4 protein-coding genes are annotated in these 6,056 nt (G+C 30.9%); all 4 read left to right on the top strand.

The window, feature by feature from the left end; genetic code table 11:
• The coding region (locus VK998_RS03905) for a MucBP domain-containing protein (protein WP_325225708.1) at positions 1-2,446 on the top strand (2,446 nt) is incomplete at its 5' end.
• 74 nt (positions 2,447-2,520) lie between these two features.
• Entirely contained in the window at positions 2,521-3,477 is a 957-nt protein-coding gene (locus tag VK998_RS03900; protein ID WP_325225705.1) for a S41 family peptidase, read from the top strand.
• A 186-nt stretch (positions 3,478-3,663) separates the two neighbouring features.
• A complete protein-coding gene (locus tag VK998_RS03895) occupies positions 3,664-4,452 on the top strand; it encodes a mechanosensitive ion channel family protein (protein WP_325225703.1) in 789 nt (262 codons plus the stop codon).
• 164 nt (positions 4,453-4,616) lie between these two features.
• On the top strand, positions 4,617-5,897 hold the full coding sequence (locus VK998_RS03890; protein ID WP_325225701.1) for a chloride channel protein: 1,281 nt from the start codon (positions 4,617-4,619) through the stop codon (positions 5,895-5,897).
• Positions 5,898-6,056 lie beyond the last annotated feature (159 nt).

The raw sequence follows: 6,056 nt of genomic DNA, 5'->3' as shown, positions 1-6,056 counted from the left end.
AGCTATTGAAGAAGAAGCTTTTTATGCAAATTTGGAGTTATTAGCAAAAGCTACTAAAACAGCTAGTAAAGTAGGTCTTTTCATAGGTGGAACAATGATTACAGCTGGTCTTTCTACAGCAGCAGCTGGATACTTGACTTTGGGAGAGGGAGTAGGTGTTGTTGTTTCAGGATTGGATGTTGTTTTAGATGTAAGCTCTACAGCAAGTACTATTATTGTTGGAGAAAATGGTAAATTAACCATGACTTTAGAGGAGATGAAAGATGATTATGCTCCAGTTTCTGCAATTTTTGGACTACCTGACTTAGGAGGATTAGATTATGGTAATAAATTATTCTATGTAGGGGAGCAGATTATCGATTTTGTATATGAAGATAAGATTCTTGGTATTAAAATCAGTAATGATTCTGAAGATGGAAATATTGATTATGTACAAATACCTTTAAAAGATGGAAAGATTCCAAAAGAATTTTTTGAATCTGACATATTGGATGAGGCATTTATGAAAGAATATCAGGAATTGTTTTCTGATATAATCTATGAAATGGATTATGAAAATGATGAGGATATTTATTCGGATTTTAATGACCTTACCTATGAGGATATAGATAATATGTTAGAACAATTGGATATGAGCATTGAAGAGTTTGATATGATTTATGATGAATTAATTAAAGAAATTGAGGAGATAGAAAATAGGCCAATAGATGGAATTTTAGATGAAATTGAAAAAGAATTATTAGAAGAAGATGAATCAATAGAAGAAGAACAAGATATTGACAATGATGATAATGATAACAACAACGATGACGACAATAATGATGAAGATTATGATGAAAAGGAAGACCCAGAAGACCCAGAAGACCCAGAAGACCTAGATAATCCAGAAGACCCAAATGATGAAGTTTATTATACTTTGACAGTATATTATGTTTTAGAATTTGACGATGAGGATGTAATACTACCTCCAACCTTTGAAAAGAAAGATTACAAATATGGAGATAAATACAATATTCCTGTACCAAAAATTGAAGGGTATACCCCTGATAAGGATACAGTGGAAGGTACTATAGGAATGGATGAGACTGTCATTGTATCATATATGAAGGATTACGAGCCTTATAAGGTTTTGTTAATAGAATATGTTATAGATGATGAAAAGGTAGAAGCGCCCGAACCATATATAGATGGGGACATAAAAATTGGGCAAGAGTACAATATACCTTCACCAACCGTGGAAGGATATTATACTGATAATCCAGTGGTAAGTGGGATTATGGAAGAAGGACTCAATCAGGTAATAGTAACATATTATAACAATGACAAATACTATACTGTAACTATAAGATACGTATTTGCAGATGAGGATGGTAATGAGCTAGGAGAAGCAAAAGCAACTGAAACTAGAGAAGTAAAAGTAGGAGATAGTTATACAATTATAGCACCTGAAATTGATGGATATTATCCTGATCTTGAGAAATATACTGCTATAATGGGTGATGTTGGGAATATGAATTATACTATAAAATACAGAGAGGCAAATACTACAGAATATGTTATTTCAGGGTTGGTTGATTTAGATATAATCAAAATACCTGAAGGGAAGTCATTAGAGGAAGCCTTAGCTTATTTGCCTGAAAAAGTTCCGGTTTACATTAATGCTGGAAATAATATAATTGAAATCGACCTAGTATGGAAAGAGAATTCTGAGAGAATCTATCCTACTGTAGATGAGGTTATAGGCAAATACCCTTATACAGGTTCATATGAATTCCAAGGTGAATTTAATCTGCCAGAGAATGTTATTAATCCGTCGGATGAGTATATGGAATTCGTTCCAAAAATCACAATAGAGGTTTATCCAGTAGTTGAAGATTCGTATAATATAGGCGTAGATTATTCTCAGCAAGAAAGGGAGATAAATGGTACTTTATATGATTACTCAGTTTGGTACGAAGATAGCTACGGAGAAAAGCAAGGACTTTGGGAACATTATGTAAATGGATATATTTATGAAAGATATGTATACAAAGATAATTATTATAATGGTCTTCATGAAGAATTCGCAGGGGATAATAATGGAAAAACGAAAGAAGCATATTATCAATATAGTTATGATGATATAGACCAAGTATATAGATCTTGGTTAGAAGGATCATATATATTATGGCATGATAATGGGAATAAGAAATCGGAAGGTCAGTTCTCTAAAGGTAATAAAACCGGTGAATGGAAAGAATATCATGATGATGAAACTTTAGCTTCTAAAGGTAGTTATGAAGATGATTCAATGGAAGGTTCTTGGGAATACTATCATAAGAATGGAAAGATTGAATCTAAAGGTAGCTATGAAAATGGTAAACAAGTAGATTTATGGATATATTATAATGAAGATGGTAGCATTGACTATAAATGGAACTATACAACACAGCAATATGTAGATTAATATTGGTTAAATAATAAAAATCTGAAATGGCTGTCAGCTTAATCTGGCAGCCATTTATACAATGAGGTGATAGTATGAAAAAAGCTATAATTTTTATATTGATATTTTTATGGATACTACCCTTGGATGCTTATGCAGTTAGAGATATTGATTATTTCAATACTCATATCAAAGAGATAACAGAATATTATCCATTATTCAACAGTAGATATGGGGAAAGGCTTATCAAATACAATTCAAAATTAGATACTATTGGTAAACTAAAAAAAATACACAGCTCCATAGACCCTTATAGCAATTTTTTCTCAAAAGATGAGTTAGCAATCAATATTTTTGACAGAAAAGATGATATAGATAGAATACCTGTAGAGTATGAGATCATCAAAGATATAGGCTATATACGTATATTTACTTTTAATGATGATATTTATGATAAAGTTGTAGATGTTTTAAAGATTATGGATGAAAATAATATTAATAATCTTGTTTTGGATTTAAGAGATAATAAAGGTGGAGAGATATTAGAAAGTGTAAAGGTCGGACAACTATTTGTAAAGGAAGGCTTAATAGCTAAAATCGATTATTATTCTGAAGAATTTGAGGATATGGAGTATTACTCAAATCTTAAGGAATTGAAATATAATCTTATTGTTCTTGTGAACGAGGAAACTTCTAGTGCTGCTGAGCTTCTTACAGGGGCAATTCAGGACAGTGGTTCTGGGTATATTGTTGGAAACAAGACCCATGGAAAATCAAGGATACAGAAATTTATTCCTATTATGAATGAAGAAGCATTTTTTAATAATAATGATTTATGTGAAAAGCCAACTATAAATGCATTGAAAGCAATGGAACGAGGAATTATTTTAAATAATAAAGATATATTAGGATGGGCTAAAATAACAGTAGGTAGTTTTTATACTAGAAATGGCAAAGAAATCGAAGGGACAGGCATAAATCCCGATTATCTCCTTAATGAAATGGAAGGTGAAGAATATTTTGCTATACTATGTAACAAATTTTTGAACTAGATATTATATCATCAATGTGATAAAATTTATTAAAACTAATAGTAGAATTGAAAAGTCAAATAGAGAAACATTAAAGATTATAGGTCATGGTTAAAGGAAAGAAAATAAAATATGATAAATGGATTAATATTATAGTTTATGGGTAAATACAACTAGACAAAGTATTAACAAAGAAAGGATGATAAAATGGAATGGATAGAAGTAGTGATGCCAATTATTAAAAGTATATTTTTAGCCATTATAGTTCTAATAGTTGGTTCTACAATTATTAAGTTTTTAATTAAAGTGTTAGAAAAACAAATACAACGTTCAAAATTGGATAATAGCTTGAAACCCTTTATCATGTCCCTTATAAGTGCCATTTTAAAGATTTTATTAGCTTTATCAGTCATCAGTATTCTAGGAGTTGACATAACTTCCTTTGTAGCAATTTTAGCTGCAGCTGGATTTGCTGTAGGTTTAGCATTTCAGGGATCCTTGTCAAATTTTGCAGGAGGAATATTACTATTAACATTGAGGCCATTTAAAATAGGGGATTTTATTGAAGGTGCTGGTTATAGTGGTACTGTTAAAGGTATCCAGATTCTTTATACAGAATTGGTTACTCCAGATAATAAATCAGTGTATATACCAAATGGAGATTTATCAAATGCTGGTATTGTAAATTATTCTAAGAATAGCACACGACGTGTTGATTTAACTTTTGGCGTTGGATATGAAGCAGATAACAATCATGTTATCAAAACATTGAAGGATATTGTAGATAATCACCCATCTGTACTTGATGAACCAGAGCCTTTTATTAGACTAACTGGTCATGGAGATAGTGCTGTTGAATATACTGTGCGTATATGGGTTAAAAGTGAAGACTATTGGGGAGTATACTTTGATATCTTAGAACAAGCAAAGATTCGTTTTGATGAAGAAAATATTTCAATACCATATCCACAAATGGATATACATTTAAATAAATAATTATTAACAGATTAATGAAGAAGAACAAGAAAATTACATATCTTGAGCTTCTTTTTCTCTTTTATTTCGTTTTTAAAATTCTTTATAGTAAAATATGAGTGATAAACCATTAGACTAGAGTCCTTAACTTTTATATAAGCTTAGTTTGCAAGGAGGCAATGTTAATGAAAAATATTTCACAATATGTAGGAAAATATATAATAAAATGGTTAGTGGTTGCCACATTAGTAGGGATTGGGGGTGGATTTACAGCAGTTGCATTAAAAATGTTAATCAAATTTGTTGGGAATTTAAGTAGTTATGTACATATAGGACTAGCACCATTAATAGGAGGTATCTTAGTTACATTTATATATTTCTGGGATAAACTGGCTTCAGGATTTGGAACAGACCATTATGTATGTGAAGTAAACGAGAGTGTAGGGTATTTAAAGACAAAAACATTATTTAGCAAACTGATAGCTACCTCAATAACTTTAGGATTTCAAGGTAGTGGCGGTGTGGAAGGACCTATACTTGTAATTGGGGGGAGTATGGGCAAAATGGTATCTAAAATACCAGTTATAAATAAACATTTTACAAACGAAGATATTAGGATTTTAACTATTTGTGGAGCAGCAGGTGCAATTGGAGCTATATTTAGATCCCCTTTAGGTGGAGGTATTTTTGTAGTAGAGGTTTTATATCGGTCTTCCCTTCATTATGAAGACCTTTTTCCCGCTATGCTTTCTTCAACTATGGGATTTGTAACTTATAGCATGATATCAGATTCAACGCCTTTATTCATTATTCCTAATTATTTACCAGATGTATATAATATACCTTTATTTATTTTAACAGGAATTGTAGCAGGAATAGCTTCTCTATTATTTATGAGAGTTTTTTCTTGGACACAAAGATTTTTTGATAAACTCTCCTATAAAAAAATTCACCCAATTTTAGGTGGTGCAATGACCGGATTAATACTATTGGTGCTTCCTCAAGTTGGAGGTACAGGAGATCATATTATCCAACAGATGATTGATAAAAATTTTTCTATAATATTTTTAATTTTACTTTTTTTAGGCAAAATATTAGCGACATCTTTTACTGTAGCTTCAGGAGGAAGTGCAGGACTTGTGATACCGGCCTTATTTATTGGGGCTATTTCAGGAAATGGTATATCTACATTAGTGGCTAATGGGAACTTAGGATTATCATCGTCTCTAGTGATATCAGGCATGTCAGCTAGCTTTGCAAGCATTGCTAATGTTCCAATTGCTGCAGCAATCATGTTAATAGAGATGGCTGGTTTAAGACTGGGAGTACCTGCCACATTAGGAAGTATAGTTGGTTATGCTATAGGGCATAGTCAAATAATTTATGGAATTAATTGTCCAGAACATTTACAATTTGAAAAAATGAAAAAATGGAGAAATTTTGACATAAATGATGAAAGTCATTGATGTTCTGAAAGAATAATATATAATAATACATAGTATATACGCTTCTCTATTATATAATATTTTTAATACTATATAATAGATATTATTTTGAGAGATGAAATTATTTTGTTATTATAATAGATTTTAAAATAGATTCCACAGAAGGATTAATAGAATGTA

This window comes from Schnuerera sp. (genome assembly GCF_035459645.1).
Lineage (GTDB): Bacteria > Bacillota > Clostridia > Tissierellales > Tepidimicrobiaceae > Schnuerera.
The sequence above is the reverse complement of the archived record's forward strand: the minus strand, read 5'-3'. Positions and strand labels throughout refer to the sequence as shown.